We start from the raw sequence: 17,424 nt of genomic DNA on the forward strand, positions 1-17,424 counted from the left end.
CTACCACCTTAAACTTGGACAACCAACGCCAAGCTGGCCTAGCCTTCTCCGTCCCTCCATCGCAATAACTAGAAGTACAGGAATATTAACCTGTTTTCCATCGACTACGCTTTTCAGCCTCGCCTTAGGGACCGACTAACCCTGCGTCGATTAACGTTGCGCAGGAAACCTTGGTCTTTCGGCGTGGGTGTTTTTCACACCCATTGTCGTTACTCATGTCAGCATTCGCACTTCTGATACCTCCAGCAAGCTTCTCAACTCACCTTCACAGGCTTACAGAACGCTCCTCTACCGCATCACTTACGTGATACCCGTAGCTTCGGTGTATGGTTTGAGCCCCGTTACATCTTCCGCGCAGGCCGACTCGACTAGTGAGCTATTACGCTTTCTTTAAAGGGTGGCTGCTTCTAAGCCAACCTCCTAGCTGTCTAAGCCTTCCCACATCGTTTCCCACTTAACCATAACTTTGGGACCTTAGCTGACGGTCTGGGTTGTTTCCCTTTTCACGACGGACGTTAGCACCCGCCGTGTGTCTCCCATGCTCGGCACTTGTAGGTATTCGGAGTTTGCATCGGTTTGGTAAGTCGGGATGACCCCCTAGCCGAAACAGTGCTCTACCCCCTACAGTGATACATGAGGCGCTACCTAAATAGCTTTCGAGGAGAACCAGCTATCTCCGAGCTTGATTAGCCTTTCACTCCGATCCACAGGTCATCCGCTAACTTTTCAACGGTAGTCGGTTCGGTCCTCCAGTTAGTGTTACCCAACCTTCAACCTGCCCATGGATAGATCGCCCGGTTTCGGGTCTATACCCAGCGACTAAACGCGCTATTAACACTCGCTTTCGCTACGCCTCCCCTATTCGGTTAAGCTCGCCACTGAATATAAGTCGCTGACCCATTATACAAAAGGTACGCAGTCACAGAACAAAGTCTGCTCCCACTGCTTGTACGCATACGGTTTCAGGATCTATTTCACTCCCCTCTCCGGGGTTCTTTTCGCCTTTCCCTCACGGTACTAGTTCACTATCGGTCAGTCAGTAGTATTTAGCCTTGGAGGATGGTCCCCCCATATTCAGACAAAGTTTCTCGTGCTCCGTCCTACTCGATTTCATGACTAAGAGACTTTCGCGTACAGGGCTATCACCCACTATGGCCGCACTTTCCAGAGCGTTCCGCTAATCTCAAAGCCACTTAAGGGCTAGTCCCCGTTCGCTCGCCACTACTAAGGGAATCTCGGTTGATTTCTTTTCCTCAGGGTACTTAGATGTTTCAGTTCCCCTGGTTCGCCTCTTGCACCTATGTATTCAGTACAAGATAACCATCTTATGATGGCTGGGTTCCCCCATTCAGAGATCTCCGGATCAAAGTCTGTTTGCCGACTCCCCGAAGCTTATCGCAGGCTACCACGTCTTTCATCGCCTCTGACTGCCAAGGCATCCACCGTATGCGCTTCTTCACTTGACCATATAACCCCAAGCAATCTGGTTATACTATGAAGACGACATTCGCCGAAAATTTGCATTCTTAATTAAAAGAGAACTCACAAATTTTACCTTAGCCTGATCCGTTACCAGTGAAAGTAACGTTCAGTCTATCTTTCTATCACATACCCAAATTTTTAAAGAACGATCTAATCAAAAGACTAGAAATCAACATTCAATTTGAATGCTCATTTCTAAGCTTTCCGAAGCAGTTTATGGTGGAGCCAAGCGGGATCGAACCGCTGACCTCCTGCGTGCAAGGCAGGCGCTCTCCCAGCTGAGCTATGGCCCCATAACAAAATTGGTGGGTCTGGGCAGATTCGAACTGCCGACCTCACCCTTATCAGGGGTGCGCTCTAACCAACTGAGCTACAGACCCAATTTCGAGCTTGTAACTGTTAGCTTGGAGCTATCAGCTTGGAGCTTAAAGCTGCTTCTATCGTCTTCTTCAATGAATCAAGCAATTCGTGTGGGAGCTTATGAAGCAGCTGATGTCGTCGATTAAGGAGGTGATCCAGCCGCAGGTTCCCCTACGGCTACCTTGTTACGACTTCACCCCAGTCATGAATCACACCGTGGTAACCGTCCTCCCGAAGGTTAGACTAGCTACTTCTGGTGCAACCCACTCCCATGGTGTGACGGGCGGTGTGTACAAGGCCCGGGAACGTATTCACCGCGACATTCTGATTCGCGATTACTAGCGATTCCGACTTCACGCAGTCGAGTTGCAGACTGCGATCCGGACTACGATCGGTTTTATGGGATTAGCTCCACCTCGCGGCTTGGCAACCCTTTGTACCGACCATTGTAGCACGTGTGTAGCCCAGGCCGTAAGGGCCATGATGACTTGACGTCATCCCCACCTTCCTCCGGTTTGTCACCGGCAGTCTCCTTAGAGTGCCCACCATTACGTGCTGGTAACTAAGGACAAGGGTTGCGCTCGTTACGGGACTTAACCCAACATCTCACGACACGAGCTGACGACAGCCATGCAGCACCTGTCTCAATGTTCCCGAAGGCACCAATCTATCTCTAGAAAGTTCATTGGATGTCAAGGCCTGGTAAGGTTCTTCGCGTTGCTTCGAATTAAACCACATGCTCCACCGCTTGTGCGGGCCCCCGTCAATTCATTTGAGTTTTAACCTTGCGGCCGTACTCCCCAGGCGGTCAACTTAATGCGTTAGCTGCGCCACTAAGAGCTCAAGGCTCCCAACGGCTAGTTGACATCGTTTACGGCGTGGACTACCAGGGTATCTAATCCTGTTTGCTCCCCACGCTTTCGCACCTCAGTGTCAGTATCAGTCCAGGTGGTCGCCTTCGCCACTGGTGTTCCTTCCTATATCTACGCATTTCACCGCTACACAGGAAATTCCACCACCCTCTACCATACTCTAGCTCGCCAGTTTTGGATGCAGTTCCCAGGTTGAGCCCGGGGATTTCACATCCAACTTAACGAACCACCTACGCGCGCTTTACGCCCAGTAATTCCGATTAACGCTTGCACCCTCTGTATTACCGCGGCTGCTGGCACAGAGTTAGCCGGTGCTTATTCTGTCGGTAACGTCAAAATACTCACGTATTAGGTAAGTACCCTTCCTCCCAACTTAAAGTGCTTTACAATCCGAAGACCTTCTTCACACACGCGGCATGGCTGGATCAGGCTTTCGCCCATTGTCCAATATTCCCCACTGCTGCCTCCCGTAGGAGTCTGGACCGTGTCTCAGTTCCAGTGTGACTGATCATCCTCTCAGACCAGTTACGGATCGTCGCCTTGGTGAGCCATTACCTCACCAACTAGCTAATCCGACCTAGGCTCATCTGATAGCGCAAGGCCCGAAGGTCCCCTGCTTTCTCCCGTAGGACGTATGCGGTATTAGCGTCCGTTTCCGAACGTTATCCCCCACTACCAGGCAGATTCCTAGGCATTACTCACCCGTCCGCCGCTCTCAAGAGAAGCAAGCTTCTCTCTACCGCTCGACTTGCATGTGTTAGGCCTGCCGCCAGCGTTCAATCTGAGCCATGATCAAACTCTTCAGTTCAAACATCTTTGGGTTTTGAGAAAACCCTAAACTTGGCTCAGCAATCGTTGGTTACATCTTTGATTTCTCGCGGAGTAACTTGTGATGCTGATAATCTTTCTGACTATCAGTCTGACTCCACAAGCACCCACACGAATTGCTTGATTCAGTTGTTAAAGAGCGGTTGGTTAAGTCTTTCGTCTCAACCGAGGCGCGCATTCTACAGCAGCCTCATTTGCTGTCAAGTGATTATTTTCAGAAGTTTTTGAAGATTTCCTCAACAACTTCAACCACTTGCGCTTCCGATCTCTCGTCAGCGGGAGGCGAATTCTACAGCGTTACACGCTGTTGTCAACACCTCTTTTTCTCCGCTTTCGACCGAGACGATCGAATCGTTAACAAGGTGAAAACTGACTACCTTATCAACTCCTTCGGGCTTCGATGAACCGAAGCGCAACCGCTGTCGAAAACCATGTAACTCGTTGAATCTCAAGGAGTTTTCCGTTTCGACTGCGCCGGAAGTGGGGCGAATTATAGACCTCTGGAATCTGCCGTCAACACTTAATTTGCTTTTACTATGAAGAAACCTGAAAACACCCCGACAAGGGATGTTTTCAGGCTACCTATATAGAAGGAAACCAGCCGCTCTATATATAGAAGAGCGTATTCACAATACGCCCGAGGCTCGCAAGGCATCCACGGACTCAAGCTCAAGCCCCAACACCCTCTGCAGAACCTGGGCGGTATGCTCACCCAATAGAGGGGGCGCATGACGGTATTCAACCGGCGTCTCGGAGAGACGGATAGGGCTGGCCACCTGTGGAACCAAACCTGCCAACGCATGCGGCAGCTCGATCGCCAACCCACGCGCCTTGACCTGAGGATCCTCGAACATCTGCGCCAGATCATTGATAGGGCCGCACGGCACACCTGCAAGCTCCAGCTGGGCAACCCACTCGGCAGTGGTCTTGAATACCGTGGCCTGGCGGATCAGAGGAATCAGCACCGCCCGGTTGGCTACCCGTAGCTTATTGGTGGCGAAACGCGGATCATCCGCCCACTGCGGCTGACCCGCCACCTCGGCGAACTTGCGGAACTGACCGTCATTACCCACGGTAAGGATGAAATCGCCATCCGCTGTAGGAAAGTCCTGGTAAGGCACGATATTCGGATGAGCATTGCCCAGGCGCTTGGGAGCGACGCCCGTCGTCAGGTAGTTCATCGCCTGGTTGGCCAGGCACGCGACCTGCACATCCAGCAGCGCCATATCGATATGCTGCCCGCCACCGTCATGTTGCCGATGCGCCAAGGCAGCGAGGATCGCGACTGTCGCATACAGCCCCGTCAGGATATCCGTCAACGCTACCCCTACCTTCACCGGTCCCGCCCCCTCATCCCCCTCGGGGCGTCCGGTCAGGCTCATCAGCCCGCCCAGCCCCTGGATCATGAAATCGTAGCCGGCACGCTTGGCGTAAGGCCCGGTCTGACCGAAGCCGGTAATGGAGCAATAGATCAGATTAGGGTTGAGCTCCTTCAGCGACTGATAGTCCAACCCGTAGGCCGCCAGACCGCCAACCTTGAAGTTCTCGATCAGGATGTCGGACTTGGCCGCCAACTCACGCACCAGCCGCTGGCCTTCCACCTGGGTGAAGTCGATGGTCACCGACTGCTTGTTACGATTGGCCGACAGGTAATAAGCAGCCTCAGTGGTGTTCTCGCCATAGGCGTCCTTGAGGAAGGGCGGGCCCCAGGCGCGCGTATCGTCACCACTGCCCGGGCGCTCGACCTTGATCACCTCGGCCCCCAGGTCTGCAAGAATCTGACCAGCCCAAGGTCCGGCCAGCACTCGCGACAAGTCCAGCACCCGCAAATGCGATAACGCGCCCATGCTCGCTCTCCTATTAGTAGAACGCCTGAATGCCGGTCTGCGCACGCCCCAGGATCAGCGCATGGACATCATGGGTCCCTTCGTAGGTATTCACCACCTCCAGGTTGACCAGGTGACGGGCAATACCGAACTCATCGGAGATGCCGTTGCCGCCCAGCATGTCGCGCGCTACGCGGGCGATGTCCAGCGACTTGCCGCAGGAGTTGCGCTTCATGATCGAGGTGATTTCAACCGCCGCCGTGCCTTCATCCTTCATCCGCCCCAGACGCAGGCAACCTTGAAGGGCGAGGGTGATCTCGGTCTGCATGTCCGCGAGCTTTTTCTGGATCAGCTGGGTAGCCGCCAGAGGGCGACCGAATTGCTGACGGTCCAAGGTGTACTGGCGAGCGGTGTGCCAACAGAACTCGGCCGCGCCCAAAGCCCCCCAGGAAATACCGTAGCGGGCAGAGTTCAGGCAGGTGAATGGGCCCTTCAGGCCGCGCACGTCAGGGAAGATGTTCTCCTCCGGCACAAAGACGTTATCCATGACGATTTCGCCAGTGATGGAGGCTCGCAGACCGACTTTGCCGTGAATCGCCGGAGCACTCAGACCTTTCCAGCCTTTCTCCAATACGAAGCCTCGGATATCGCCGGCATCGTCCTTGGCCCAAACCACGAACACATCAGCGATCGGGCTATTGGTAATCCACATCTTGCTGCCAGTCAGGCTATAACCGCCGTCTACCTTGCGGGCACGGGTAATCATCGCGCCCGGATCGGAGCCATGATTTGGTTCAGTCAGGCCGAAACAGCCGATCCACTCACCGGAGGCCAGCTTCGGCAGATACTTCTGTTTCTGGGCTTCGGTCCCGAATTCATTGATCGGCACCATCACCAGGGAAGACTGCACGCTCATCATCGAGCGGTAACCAGAATCCACACGCTCCACTTCACGGGCAATCAGGCCGTAACAGACATAGTTCAGGCCGCTGCCACCATACTGCTCGGGAATGGTCGCCCCCAATAGGCCGACTTCACCCATTTCACGGAAAATCGCCGGGTCGGTCTTTTCATGACGGAAAGCTTCAAGCACCCGCGGCGCCAGTTTGTCCTGAGCAAATTGCTCAGCACTGTCGCGCACCATGCGCTCTTCTTCAGTGAGCTGTTGATCCAGCAGAAGGGGATCGATCCAGTTGAAGCTTGCTTTGCCGCCCATGAGTGAGTCCTCGTGAAATAGGTCAAGGTTCGTGGGCTGATCCTAGGCCGGGTTGCCGGCCACGGCAAACGAGGATTTCGCATACTGTTGTGCTAATTTATCACTCCGAAACAGCTGTAAACGCCTCTTAGCCAAAATATTAGTGAGATTGCCGTACATGCGCAGGAAGATCCCCAGCACTGCCGCCCTGGTCAGCTTCGAAGCAGCCGCGCGCCACGAGAGCTTTACCAAGGCCGCTCAAGAGCTTTCCCTGACCCAGGGTGCGATCTGTCGGCAGATCGCCAGCCTGGAGGAGTTCCTGGGCGTCGAGCTGTTCCGACGATCCCGGCGCGGCGTCAAGCTGACCGAAGCCGGACTCTCCTACAGCCGCCGCGTAGCCACCCAATTGGATGCAGTGGAGCGCGACACGCTTTCGGTCATGGGCCAGCAGGGCGCCAACGTCATCGAACTGGCGGTGGTCCCAACCTTTGGCACCCAATGGCTGCTGCCTCGCCTCAAGGACTTCCAGCACCGCCACCCGGAAGTCACGGTCAACCTGACCAACCGCACACGGCCCTTCCTGTTCGCCGATACCGACTTCGACGGCGCCATCTACTTTGGCGATGCCGATTGGTCAGGCACCCAATCCCATCGCCTGATGGGAGAAAACCCAATGCCGGTCTGCAGCCCGGCGACTCTGGGCAGTCGCGCCCGGCTGAGCGCCGAGGAAATCGCCGAACTGCCGCTGCTGCAACAGACCACACGCCCCTATGCCTGGCGACAATGGTTCAACTCACAACACTTGAATATCCCGCGAGACATGACAGGCCCGCGTTACGAACTATTCTCCATGCTGGCCCAGGCGGCCATGCACGACATGGGGATTGCCCTGATTCCACCGTTCCTGATTCAACGAGAACTGCGCGAGAAACGCCTGGTGATTGCCAACCCTGAAGCACTGGCGAGCATCAAGGCGTATTACCTGATGATTCCCGAGCGCAAGGTCGAATCGGCGTCTTTACGGGCTTTTCGCGATTGGTTGGTGGAGCAGGCACAAAGCTACAGCCTAGAGAAATAGCAGGATAGCAACGAAAACTGACCCCGTAGTCAAACAAATAAAAGCACTACAGATATAATGAAATGTCGCATTTAGGCAGACTGTATCGACAAACTGAACAATCGTCCTATAAGCGCCTAACCACGTGGCTTGTAGGGTTTTTTACGAGCACATGAGCACTCATTCACGTCGACAATGTAAAAATTGTTTTTTCCCAGGAAAAATCCTTACAAGGCACGTCCCATAAGGGATTGAGTACAACCGTTGCGACATTCGGTCACGGGGTGACTTGTAGTTAATTTTCCGTCACCCCTCATAATCCCTTGAAGGGTGCAATGTTCGCCTGCAAAATGCCGCGCCCCGCCTTGATTCTGGCGGGGTCGTGCTGATCGCGCCCCAGCTGCACCATCCGTAGTGCACTGGCCTTCTAAAAAAGATCGAAAGCAATAAGATCACGCAGGAGATTTGACGTGCACATTGGTGTCCCTCTCGAGACCCAGACGGGTGAAACACGGGTTGCTGCAACCCCGGAAACCATCAAGAAACTGATCGGCCAGGGTCATAAAGTCACTGTGCAAAGCGGCGCCGGCGTTAACGCCAGTGTTGTCGACAGTGCCTATGAAGCGGCAGGCGCGACCATTGGCAGTGCCAACGACGCCTTCGGCGCCGAGCTGATTCTCAAGGTTGTCGCCCCCAGCGACAGCGAGCTGGCCCTGGTCAAAAGCGGCACCGTCCTGGTGGGCATGCTCAATCCGTTCAGCAACGAAACCATCGCCAAGATGGCCGAACGCGGCATCACTGCCTTTGCCCTGGAAGCCGCGCCCCGTACTTCGCGGGCCCAAAGCCTGGATGTGCTGTCTTCGCAAGCCAACATCGCCGGTTACAAGGCTGTGTTGCTGGCTGCCCACCACTATCCGCGCTTCATGCCAATGCTGATGACCGCGGCGGGCACGGTGAAAGCCGCGCGCGTACTGATTCTCGGGGCTGGCGTCGCCGGTCTGCAGGCCATCGCCACCGCCAAGCGCCTGGGCGCCGTGATCGAAGCCTCGGATGTGCGCCCGGCGGTCAAGGAACAGATCGAGTCCCTGGGCGCCAAGTTCGTCGACGTGCCTTACGAAACCGACGAAGAGCGCGAGTGCGCCGTCGGCGTCGGCGGTTACGCGCGCCCCATGCCTGCCAGCTGGATGCAGCGCCAGGCACAGGCGGTACACGAGCGCGCCAAGCAGGCCGACATCGTGATCACCACCGCACTGATCCCGGGCCGCAAGGCGCCGGTGCTGCTCAGCGCCGAAACCGTGGCCCAGATGAAACCCGGCTCGGTGGTTGTCGACCTCGCCGCGACCCAGGGCGGCAATTGCCCGCTGACCGTGGCGGACCAGATAGTCGTCGAAAATGGCGTGACCATTGTCGGCCCGACCAACCTGGCCGGCGCCGTCGCAGCCGACGCTTCGGCGCTGTACGCCCGTAACCTGCTGGACTTCCTGAAGCTCGTCTTCACCAAAGAAGGACAGTTCGAGGTCAACCTGGAAGACGACATCGTCGCCGCGTGCCTGATGTGCCGCGATGGCCAAGTCATCCGTAAAAACGCCTAAGCAGGGATTCAGACGATGGAAGAGCTTATCTCCCCCGGTATCTACAACCTGATCATCTTCGTGCTGGCTATTTATGTCGGTTACCACGTGGTCTGGAACGTCACACCCGCACTGCACACTCCGCTGATGGCCGTCACCAACGCCATTTCCGCCATCGTCATCGTCGGCGCCATGCTGGCCGCCGCCCTGACCGTGACTCCGCTGGGCAAGACCATGGGCACCCTGGCCGTGGCCCTGGCCGCAGTCAATGTGTTCGGTGGTTTCCTGGTCACCCGCCGCATGCTTGAGATGTTCAAGAAAAAAGCCCCGAAAGCAAAAGAAGAGGCGCCCAAGTAATGAGCATGAACCTCGTAACGACGCTCTACCTGATCGCGTCGATCTGCTTTATCCAGGCCCTCAAAGGCCTGTCGCACCCGACCACTTCGCGGCGCGGCAATCTGTTCGGCATGCTCGGCATGGCGCTGGCGATCGCCACCACCGTCGGCCTGGTGTTCAAGCTCGGCGCGGAACTGGCCACCGTTGGTATCGGCTACGTCATCGTCGGCCTGTTGATCGGCGGCACTGCCGGCTCGATCATGGCCAAGCGCGTGGAAATGACCAAGATGCCGGAGCTGGTGGCCTTCATGCACAGCATGATCGGTCTGGCAGCGGTGTTCATCGCCATTGCCGCGGTGGTCGAGCCGCAGTCCCTGGGTATCGTCAAGCAGCTGGGCGACTCGATCCCGGCTGGTAACCGCCTGGAACTGTTCCTCGGTGCAGCCATCGGTGCCATCACCTTCTCCGGTTCGGTGATCGCTTTCGGCAAACTGTCGGGCAAGTACAAGTTCCGCCTGTTCCAGGGCGCACCGGTACAGTTCAGCGGCCAACACAAGCTGAACCTGATTCTCGGCCTGGCTACCCTGGGCCTGGGCGTGACGTTCATGCTCACCGGCAACCTCGCGGCCTTCGCCCTGATGCTAGCCCTGGCCTTCGTCATGGGCGTGCTGATCATCATCCCGATCGGCGGTGCCGACATGCCGGTGGTGGTATCGATGCTCAACAGCTACTCGGGCTGGGCGGCGGCGGGGATCGGCTTCTCGCTGAACAACTCGATGCTGATCATTGCCGGCTCCCTGGTGGGTTCGTCCGGTGCGATTCTCTCGTACATCATGTGCAAGGCAATGAACCGCTCGTTCTTCAACGTGCTGCTCGGCGGCTTTGGCAATACTGCCGATGCGGGTGGACCTGCAGGCGCTCAAGAGGCCCGTCCAGTGAAGTCCGGCTCGGCTGACGACGCGACCTTCCTGCTGACCAACGCCGATACCGTGATCATCGTCCCGGGTTATGGCCTGGCGGTCGCTCGGGCGCAGCACGCACTGAAAGAGCTCACCGAGAAGCTGACTCACCGCGGCGTGACCGTGAAGTACGCCATTCACCCGGTAGCAGGGCGCATGCCCGGCCACATGAACGTACTGCTGGCCGAGGCCGAAGTGCCGTACGACCAGGTGTTCGAGATGGAAGACATCAACTCCGAGTTCGGCCAGGCCGACGTGGTGCTGGTGTTGGGTGCCAACGACGTGGTCAACCCAGCGGCGAAGAACGACCCGAAATCGCCGATCGCCGGCATGCCGATTCTCGAAGCGTTCAAGGCCAAAACCATCATCGTCAACAAGCGTTCGATGGCCAGCGGCTATGCCGGCCTGGACAACGAACTGTTCTATCTGGACAAGACCATGATGGTGTTCGGCGACGCCAAGAAGGTCATTGAAGACATGGTCAAGGCCGTCGAATAAACCCTGCTCCAGCGCAATACCCCAAACCTCAGCCTTTAGTAGGCTGGGGTTTTTTATTTACTCCATAAAGCCGACAGAAGGCTCTAAATCAGGGGCCTTCATTCGACTTTTGTCGCGGGGCGTTTTTTTTTGAAATCACTAGACTGCGCTTCTTGCTTCCGTTGCCCGAGATAACAATCCATGTACCGTGATCGTATCCGCTTGCCTTCGTTGTTGGATAAGGTGATGAGCGCCGCCGACGCTGCCGCTCTGATTCAGGACGGCATGACCGTCGGCATGAGCGGCTTCACCCGTGCCGGCGAAGCCAAGGCCGTGCCCCATGCGCTGGCCGAGCGCGCCAAGGTAACCCCCCTGAAAATCAGCCTGATGACCGGCGCCAGCCTGGGCAACGACCTCGACAAACAACTCACCGAGGCCGGTGTCCTGGCCCGGCGCATGCCTTTCCAGGTCGACAGCACCCTGCGCAAGGCGATCAACGCCGGCGAGGTGATGTTTATCGACCAGCACCTGTCGGAAACCGTGGAACAACTGCGCAACCAGCAGCTCAAGTTGCCGGACATCGCCGTCATCGAAGCCGTGGCGATCACCGACCAAGGCCATATCGTGCCGACCACCTCGGTGGGCAACTCCGCCAGTTTCGCGATCTTCGCCAAGCACGTGATCGTCGAGATCAACCTGGCGCACAACCCGAACCTGGAAGGGCTGCACGACATCTATATCCCGACCTACCGGCCTACCCGCACGCCCATCCCGCTGGTGAAGGTCGACGACCGTATCGGTAGCACGGCTATCCCGATCCCGGCGGAAAAGATCGTCGCCATTGTCATCACCAACCAGGCGGACTCGCCATCCACTGTTTCGACCCCGGACAGCGAAACCCAGGGCATCGCCAACCACCTGATCGACTTCCTCAAGCAGGAAGTCGACGCTGGCCGCATGAGCAACAAGCTCGGCCCGCTGCAGGCCGGCATCGGCAACATTGCCAACGCGGTGATGTGCGGCCTGATCGAGTCGCCGTTCGAAGAGCTGACTATGTACTCCGAAGTACTGCAGGACTCGACTTTCGACCTGATCGACGCAGGCAAGCTACGCTTCGCCTCGGGCAGTTCGATCACCCTGTCGAGCCGGCGCAATGCCGATGTGTTCGGCAATCTGGAGCGTTATAAGGACAAGCTGGTGCTGCGTCCGCAGGAAATCTCCAACCATCCGGAAGTGGTGCGTCGCCTGGGCATCATCGGCATCAACACCGCGCTGGAGTTCGATATTTACGGCAACGTCAATTCCACCCATGTCTGCGGCACGCGGATGATGAACGGCATCGGTGGCTCGGGAGACTTCGCGCGCAACGCACACCTGGCGATCTTCGTCACCAAGTCGATTGCCAAGGGCGGGGCGATTTCCAGCGTGGTGCCGATGGTCAGCCATGTCGATCACACCGAGCACGACGTCGATATCCTGGTGACCGAAGTCGGCCTGGCCGACCTGCGCGGTCTGGCCCCGCGGGAGCGGGCCCGGGTAATCATCGACAACTGCGTGCATCCGGACTATCGCCAGGCCCTGAACGACTACTTCACCGCGGCCTGCGCCCTGGGCGGGCATACACCACACATCCTGCGTGATGCGCTGCGCTGGCACATGAACCTGGAAGAAACCGGGCACATGCTCGCTGTGTGACGAGTACAGTCGAGGGCTGGCGCAAATGCAGTTGCGTCAGCCCCTCGACAACCTTGTATAGACCTTAAAAAACTGTACTACTGTACTGGTATTTTACTCGCAAAAATTGAGCGTTTTTTAATCAATACCTACAGATTCGCACCTAAATGGTGCCGACAGGTACAGTTGCATCATTTCTGAACAGTACAGCACCTATAAACAGTTAACTGGCCCCTCACAATACAGATGAACTGTATCTAGAGAGACTGGCGCGAGAGGAGGATCATGGGCACCAGTTAAACCACTACCTAATCCCGCCACAAGCGGAAGGATGCACACCATGGAACGTACACTCAGTTCCGAACTGTTCTTCGAAGACAAAGCTGCAAAAACCCAGGCTTCCATGCCTCTGCGCGTACTCGCCAACCTGATGCTGTGGCAGCGCCGCATCTCCAGCCGCCACCAACTGGCTCGCCTGGATTCTCGCCTGCTGGCTGACGCAGGTATCAGCGAAGCTCAACGCTACGAAGAGCTGAGCAAGCCGTTCTGGCGCTAAATCAGCGTCGCTGGCCCTGACCCACTGGGTCCACCGCCAGCACCCGAATTGAAAAAACAAAACCCGTCGCGGGTAACCGCGACGGGTTTTGTCGTTTCAGGGTCGGTAACGCAGGGAGGGCACGGTACAGATAGGGTTACCCAGGACAGGTACAGTCTTAATTAAAAAACAACTGAACCCGTACAATTTCATGGTGGTGTATCTGTATGCTCACCTGCGCGAGTAGCAATATGGTGTCCCAAGTCCCTGACTTCGGCCTGCCGAAAGGACCGCACCATGAATCACTTACCAGGACGTATTGCCCCTCTTAGCCTTTCCCATTCCCAGGCAAGTGCCTGGAAACGCGGGTACCAGATCTTTTGCCAGATGCTCCAGAACGCCCGAACGCGTCGTGTACTGGCAGGACTCAACGACCAGCAATTGTCCGATGTCGGGATCAGCCACAGCGACCGCATGGCCGAACTGGAAAAGCCTTTCTGGCGCTAATTCGCCGCCTGACAACGCGAAGAGGGCTATTCGAGCAGAGCAGGGTGGGCCTAATATTCAGCAACGCGTAGCAATTTTCCTGAAGGGGCGTTTGATTCATCTGCCCCACAGTGCTGCCCGGTGCCCACTCAGCACCACCCTTACCTGCTCAAGGAGTTCTACCTATGTCCCGTCTTCGCCTGCTCAGCGCTGCTGCCTTGCTGGCCCTGGCTTCCAACGCCCACGCCACCAGCTTTATCGTCACGACCGATGCCGTCGTCGGCGCACTCAAGGCCACTTCGGACGCGACATCCGACGTCACATCGTCGTTTCGCGACAACAAAATCGTGCGCGCCGCTCGTGACGACGCCGCCAGTTTCGTCGCCACCGACGGCGCCATTCGCGGAGTGAAGCTGGAAAGCGCGTTCGACCATATCCGCCAACAGTTGCCACAACTGGGCGCTACCGACGCTCAGCTCGCCCAGGCCATCCTGACGATCTGACCGCCGGTCCGGTGACGGGTGCGCCCAGCGCGCCCGAAACCCTGGGCGCTGGCTCTCGCCCGGGCATTACGCTAGCCTTGCCGCTGGTTTTCCAGCTGTCGAGACTCATGCGTTTTTTCAGATCCTTGCTTATCGTTCCTTCGTTGATCGCTGTGTGCTGGACCGGCTCGGTCGCGGCTTTCGACTTGACCACCGAAAGACTGGTCATTAGCGGCTACGCCACCAGCAAGGTCAGCTCCGCACCTTTCGACAATAAGCGGATACTCGCGGCCCAGGATGACGCCGCGGCCTTCATCGCCACCGACGGCGACCTGCGCGGAGCCCGGCTGGAATCAGCCCTGACATACCTGCGTAGAACCCAACCGCAACTTCATGCCGGCGACCTTGAACTGGCGCAGGCAATTCTCGTCCAATAACCATCCCTGTCATCCCGGAGTCGTTCCATGCGTAGCCCGCTGCTCGCTGCCACCCTTGGCCTGTTGCTGTTGGCCGATGTGGCCCAGGCGCAAACCCTGGTAGCCACCAGTAACATCATCGTTCGTGCCTTTGGCCGTACCATCGATTTCACCTCGGACACCACCACCTCCATCCGCGACTCGAAAATCGTGCGTGCTGCCCATGACGACGCCGCCAGCTTCGTCGCCAGCGACGGCGACATTCGTGGCGCGCAGCTGGAAGCGGCTTTCGATACCTTGCGTGACCGCGTGCCGCAAGCCCGCGACGCCAGCGATCAGGTGCTCGCCGAAGCCATCCTCGCATTGTGAGGCCGCTCGCTGCCTGGCTGCTGAGCGCGGCGCTGTTGCTTGTGGGCAACAGCGCTCAGGCCGACCTGCAACTGCGGCTCAAGACCGACGGTTTGAGCCCGGAACAGCAGCGCGCCAGCCAGACGCTGCTGGATGAAGCGATGCAGGCGCTGCCGCCGCGCTTCATCGAGCAGTTGGACCGGCGCATCGACGTTGGCTGGACCGACGACATGCCTCATAACGCCTATGGCCAGGCGTCGCTGGTGGCCGAACTCGACCTCAACCGTAAACTCTTGGCCAGCCTCACCGACGGCAGCGCAGCCACCCAGAAAACCTCCCGTCCCCACGGCACCGTGCGCCGGGAAATGCTCGCCACCGTGCTGCACGAACTGACCCATATCTATGATCGCTCGCGCCTGTGGTCAGGCGCCGAGCGCACGCTGATCCAGCGCTGCAGTCGCCAGAACAACGCCTCAGGCCTGATCGGGCTGCCGGATCAATGCCGCGGCCAAACCACGCGGCGCTTCACCCTCAGCGACGACCCGCGCCTGCTCGATCTCGCCGGCTGGCCGCAATACGTCGGCCGCCGCGGCGAACGCGAGCAACACAACCGCCAGGTCGCCCGCAGCCCGGACCTCTACGAAACGACCAACCCGAAAGAGTTTGTCGCGGTGAACATGGAGTACTTTCTCCTGGACCCGAGCTACGCCTGCCGCCGACCGGCGCTGTACCGCTATTACCAGGAGCATTTCGGCTGGGCGCCGAAGGCCAAGGACACCTGTGCGCAATCCTTCGCCTTCCTCAACGCTGGCAACGACTTCGCCAAGCAACCGTTGGGGCAGGTCGACCCGGAACGGGTCTATGCCGTGGATTACCTGCTGGCCGAGGCCAACCAGAACTGGGTCAGCCGCTGGGGGCACAGCATGCTGCGCCTGGTGATCTGCGCCCCGGGCCGGCCGCGCGGACCGGACTGCCGGCTGGACCTCGACCAGCATCTGGTGTTGTCCTACCGGGCCTTTGTCGGCGACGTGCAGCTATCGAGCTGGGACGGCCTGGTCGGCAAATACCCGTCCCGCTTGTTTATCCTGCCATTGGCCCAGGTCATCGACGAATACACCAAGACCGAGCTGCGCAGCCTGGCATCGGTGCCGCTGAATCTGTCGCGCAGCGAGATCGAAGAGGTGGTCGAGCACGCGGCGGAGATGCACTGGAGCTACGACGGCAACTACTACTTCCTGTCCAATAACTGCGCAGTGGAAAGCCTGAAGCTGCTGCGCAGCGGCAGCAACAACGCCCAGCTCACCGGACTCGACAGCATCATGCCCAACGGCCTGCTGGAAGTGCTCAAGGGCCGCGGCCTGGCCGACACCAGCGTGCTGGACGATCCTCGCGAAGCCTTGCGCCTGGGGTATCGCTTCGACTCCTTCCGCGACCGTTACCAGGCCATGTTCGCGGTGCTGAAAAAGCACCTGCCGATCAAACAGGACAGCGTGGAAGACTGGCTGTCCCTGAGCGCCGAACAACGTCGCCAGTGGTTCGAGCAGGCAGACCTGCGCACCAGTGCCGCCTTGCTGCTGCTCGAGCAGGCGAGCTTCCGGCGCCAGTTGCTGCTGGCCCAGGACGAGGTCAAGCAGCGCTACCTGGGAGCCCGCGACCTGCAGAACGGCGGCATGGACAAGGCCGACGGGACCCTGCGGGAAATCCTCGCCAACAGCGGCTTCCTCAGCCGCCCGGCGGAGCTGCTGGGCAGCAGCGGCTACGGTTTGCCGCAGCCTGGCGAATGGCAGCGCCTGGAAGCGGAAAGCAGCCTGCGCCAGAAGCGCCTGCAAGCCCTGACCGGCGACTTGGACAAGGAAGTACGGGCCCTGCTGGAACCGAGCCGCGCCGCCGAAATCGCCGCCAACGAAGCCAACCTGAAACAGCTCGGCGAACACCTGCGGGCCCTGCATAAGGCGGCGGGTGGGCTGGAGTTGCCCTGACGCATCGCGAGCAAGCTCGCTCCTACAAAACAGCCTCCTGTAGGAGCGAGCTTGCTCGCGATAAGCCCTCGCCAATCTACAACGTCTCTTCGGCCTCTTCCGGCAACTGCTCGTCCAGGTGCAGCCACGGCAAACGGCTGTCGGTCCAGATATGCCGATCGGCCGCGGCCTGCTCCGGATGATCCAGGGTAGCGATGGTCACATCGATGCTGCTCGGGCTCAGTTGGCTGACCAGCGCCAGATGCGCCCCGCAGTTAGGGCAGAAATAGCGCGCGCAACCAGGCGAGGAGTCGTAGCGCGCCGGCGCCCCCGCCAGCCACTGGAACGCCGCGCAGGGCAGGGTGATCCAGGTGGTCACCAGGCCGCCGCTGACCCGCCGGCAGATCGAACAATGGCAATGGGCGATATCGCGCAGCGGCCCGCTGAACTGATAACGCAACTGACCGCAGTGGCAACCACCGGTATGTATCAGGCTCATGCCAAGACCTCCATCGAACGGCCAGCCCCTGCGGGGAAACCCCGACGGCAGCCCGACCTGGTT

Annotated in this window: 14 protein-coding genes, 2 tRNA genes and 2 rRNA genes; 11 read left to right on the forward strand and 7 right to left on the reverse strand. The window is 58.3% G+C overall.

Features of this window, described 5'->3' with window-relative positions; genetic code table 11:
• The 6 genes from BTN82_RS27300 to BTN82_RS27330 form a co-directional block, all read right to left on the reverse strand.
• Positions 1–1,466, reverse strand: a 23S ribosomal RNA gene (locus BTN82_RS27300); the annotation flags it as partial.
• A 233-nt stretch (positions 1,467–1,699) separates the two neighbouring features.
• Positions 1,700–1,775 (reverse strand) — tRNA-Ala (locus BTN82_RS27305).
• 10 nt (positions 1,776–1,785) lie between these two features.
• Positions 1,786–1,862, reverse strand: a tRNA-Ile gene (locus tag BTN82_RS27310).
• A gap of 123 nt (positions 1,863–1,985) precedes the next feature.
• Positions 1,986–3,522: ribosomal RNA gene (locus tag BTN82_RS27315) — 16S ribosomal RNA — on the reverse strand.
• A gap of 646 nt (positions 3,523–4,168) precedes the next feature.
• A complete protein-coding gene (locus tag BTN82_RS27325) occupies positions 4,169–5,389 on the reverse strand; it encodes a CaiB/BaiF CoA transferase family protein (RefSeq protein ID WP_075122136.1) in 1,221 nt (406 codons plus the stop codon).
• A 13-nt stretch (positions 5,390–5,402) separates the two neighbouring features.
• Complete coding sequence (locus BTN82_RS27330; RefSeq protein ID WP_075122137.1) at positions 5,403–6,584, reverse strand: acyl-CoA dehydrogenase; 1,182 nt, start codon at positions 6,582–6,584, stop codon at positions 5,403–5,405.
• Between the two features lie 157 nt (positions 6,585–6,741).
• Here BTN82_RS27330 and BTN82_RS27335 point away from each other — a divergent pair, with 157 nt between their 5' ends.
• The 11 genes from BTN82_RS27335 (at position 6,742) to BTN82_RS27385 (ending at position 16,883) form a co-directional block, all read left to right on the forward strand.
• Complete coding sequence (locus BTN82_RS27335; RefSeq protein ID WP_075122138.1) at positions 6,742–7,641, forward strand: LysR family transcriptional regulator; 900 nt, start codon at positions 6,742–6,744, stop codon at positions 7,639–7,641.
• 449 nt (positions 7,642–8,090) lie between these two features.
• A complete protein-coding gene (locus BTN82_RS27340; protein ID WP_075122139.1) occupies positions 8,091–9,212 on the forward strand; it encodes a Re/Si-specific NAD(P)(+) transhydrogenase subunit alpha in 1,122 nt (373 codons plus the stop codon).
• 15 nt (positions 9,213–9,227) lie between these two features.
• A complete protein-coding gene (locus BTN82_RS27345; protein ID WP_003220416.1) occupies positions 9,228–9,548 on the forward strand; it encodes an NAD(P) transhydrogenase subunit alpha in 321 nt (106 codons plus the stop codon).
• Positions 9,548–10,984, forward strand: coding sequence for an NAD(P)(+) transhydrogenase (Re/Si-specific) subunit beta (locus BTN82_RS27350; protein ID WP_075122140.1), 1,437 nt, complete (start codon positions 9,548–9,550; stop codon positions 10,982–10,984). Before BTN82_RS27345 ends, BTN82_RS27350 begins: the two co-directional genes overlap by 1 nt.
• 180 nt (positions 10,985–11,164) lie before the next feature.
• Positions 11,165–12,658, forward strand: a complete 1,494-nt coding sequence (locus BTN82_RS27355) for an acetyl-CoA hydrolase/transferase family protein (protein WP_075122141.1) — start codon at positions 11,165–11,167, stop codon at positions 12,656–12,658.
• Positions 12,659–12,977: 319 nt separating this feature from the next.
• Positions 12,978–13,193, forward strand: coding sequence for a DUF1127 domain-containing protein (locus BTN82_RS27360; protein WP_009041553.1), 216 nt, complete (start codon positions 12,978–12,980; stop codon positions 13,191–13,193).
• A gap of 276 nt (positions 13,194–13,469) precedes the next feature.
• Complete coding sequence (locus tag BTN82_RS27365; protein WP_075122142.1) at positions 13,470–13,679, forward strand: DUF1127 domain-containing protein; 210 nt, start codon at positions 13,470–13,472, stop codon at positions 13,677–13,679.
• 164 nt (positions 13,680–13,843) lie between these two features.
• Positions 13,844–14,161 carry a DUF2388 domain-containing protein gene (locus BTN82_RS27370; RefSeq protein WP_075122143.1) on the forward strand — a complete coding sequence of 106 codons (318 nt, stop codon included), beginning with the start codon at positions 13,844–13,846 and terminating at the stop codon, positions 14,159–14,161.
• A 107-nt stretch (positions 14,162–14,268) separates the two neighbouring features.
• On the forward strand, positions 14,269–14,577 hold the full coding sequence (locus BTN82_RS27375; protein WP_075122144.1) for a DUF2388 domain-containing protein: 309 nt from the start codon (positions 14,269–14,271) through the stop codon (positions 14,575–14,577).
• A gap of 27 nt (positions 14,578–14,604) precedes the next feature.
• The gene (locus BTN82_RS27380) at positions 14,605–14,925 is read left to right on the forward strand and encodes a DUF2388 domain-containing protein (RefSeq protein WP_075122145.1); all 321 of its coding nucleotides are present in this window, start codon (positions 14,605–14,607) and stop codon (positions 14,923–14,925) included.
• Entirely contained in the window at positions 14,922–16,883 is a 1,962-nt protein-coding gene (locus BTN82_RS27385) for a DUF4105 domain-containing protein (RefSeq protein ID WP_075122146.1), read from the forward strand. The genes BTN82_RS27380 and BTN82_RS27385 overlap by 4 nt, the downstream gene beginning before the upstream one ends.
• A 76-nt stretch (positions 16,884–16,959) precedes the next feature.
• On the opposite strand, the gene BTN82_RS27390 is transcribed toward BTN82_RS27385, so the two are convergent.
• Entirely contained in the window at positions 16,960–17,361 is a 402-nt protein-coding gene (locus BTN82_RS27390) for a GFA family protein (RefSeq protein ID WP_075122147.1), read from the reverse strand.
• Positions 17,362–17,424 lie beyond the last annotated feature (63 nt).

Source organism: Pseudomonas chlororaphis (assembly GCF_001921865.1).
Taxonomy (GTDB): domain Bacteria; phylum Pseudomonadota; class Gammaproteobacteria; order Pseudomonadales; family Pseudomonadaceae; genus Aquipseudomonas; species Aquipseudomonas chlororaphis_D.